The organism is Streptomyces sp. NPDC026062, assembly GCF_055568375.1.
Genome location: NZ_JBVHOQ010000125.1, coordinates 1 through 1,586, shown reverse-complemented (window position 1 = coordinate 1,586; position 1,586 = coordinate 1). Strand labels below are relative to the sequence as shown.

1 protein-coding gene is annotated in these 1,586 nt (G+C 65.4%); it reads right to left on the bottom strand.

The window, feature by feature from the left end; genetic code table 11:
- Nucleotides 1-1,586: acyltransferase domain-containing protein (locus ACZ4LX_RS38110; protein ID WP_467651999.1), on the bottom strand; the 1,586-nt coding region annotated here is incomplete at both ends.

The window sequence follows — 1,586 nt, the reverse complement described above, 5'->3', positions numbered from 1 at the left end:
AGCCAGTAGTGGTGGTGTTGGAAGGGGTAGGTGGGGAGGGGGGTGTGGGGTTGGGGTTGGGTGGGTTGGGTGGTGGGCCAGTTGATGGTGATGTTGTGGGTGTGTGCGTGGGTGAGTGTGGTGAGGATTTGGGTGTGGTTGCCGTGGTTGCGGCGGAGGGTGTGGTGGGTGGTGGCGGGGGTGTTGGTGGTTTCGATGGTGTGGGTGATGGGGGTGGTGAGGACGGGGTGGGGGCTGATTTCGATGTAGTGGGTGTGTCCGGTGTTGAGGAGGTGGGTGATGGTGGGGTGGAGTTGGACGGTGTTGCGGAGGTTGTCGTACCAGTATTGGGCGTTGAGGGTGGGGGTGGTGTTGGGGTGGGTGGTGGAGTGGAAGGGGATGGTGGGTGGTTGGGGGGTGATGTCGTTGAGTGTGGTGGTGAGTTGGTGGTGGAGGGGTTCGATGTGGGGGGAGTGTGAGGCGTAGTCGACGGGGATGGTTTTGGCGTCGATGCCTTGGTTCTGGTAGGTGGTGACGAGTTGGGTGAGGGTGTGGGTGTCGCCGGAGATGATGGTGTTGTGGGGTGAGTTGATGGCGGCGATGGCGGTGTTGGGGGGGAGGTTGGGCTGGATGTGGGTGTGGGGGAGGGGGATGGCGGCCATGGTGCCGGTTCCGCTGAGTTGGCGGAGGGCTTTGCTGCGGAGGGCGATGATTTTGGCTGCGTCGTTGAGGGTGAGGGCGCCGGCGATGTGGGCGGCGGCTATTTCGCCTTGGGAGTGGCCGACGACGGCGTGGGGGTGGACGCCGTGGTGCTGCCAGAGGCGGGCGAGGGCGACCATGATGCTGAAGAGGGCGGGTTGGAGGATGTCGACGTTGTTGAGGTCGGGGGTGCCGGGTTCGTTTTTCAGGGTGTTGATGAGGGACCAGCCGGTGTGGGGTTGGAGGGCTTGGTCGCAGGCGTGGAGGTGGTGGGCGAAGACGGGTGAGGTGTTGAGGAGTTCGAGGCCCATGTGGGTCCATTGGGTGCCTTGGCCGGGGAAGACGAAGACGGTTTTGCCGGGGGTGGTGGGGGTGTTCTGGGTGGTGAGGTGGGGGTTGGGGGTTTGGGTGGTGAGGTCGTGGAGTGCGGTGGTGGCTTGGGTGAGGGTGTGGGCGGTGATGCCGGCGCGGTGGGGGAAGTGGGTGCGGTTCATCAGGGTGTGGGCGATGGCCGCGGGGGTGAGGTGGGGGTGGGTTTCGATGTGGTGGAGGAGTTGGCGGGCCTGGTCGTGCAGGGCGGGTTCGGTTTTGGCGGAGAGGAGCCAGGTGAAGGGGGTGGGTTCGTTCTGGGGGAGCGGTGCGGGGGTGGGGGTTTCGGCTGGTGTGGGGGTGGGTGTGGGGGCTTGTTCGATGATGATGTGGGCGTTGGTGCCGCTGATGCCGAAGGAGGAGATTCCGGCGCGGCGGGGGTGGTCGAGTTCGGGCCAGGGGCGGGTGTCGGTGAGGAGTTGTACGTTTCCGCCGGTCCAGTCGACGTGGGGGGTGGGTTCGTCGATGTGGAGGGTTTTCGGGAGGATCCCGTGGCGGATCGCCTGGACCATCTTGATGATTCCCGCGACACCCGCGGC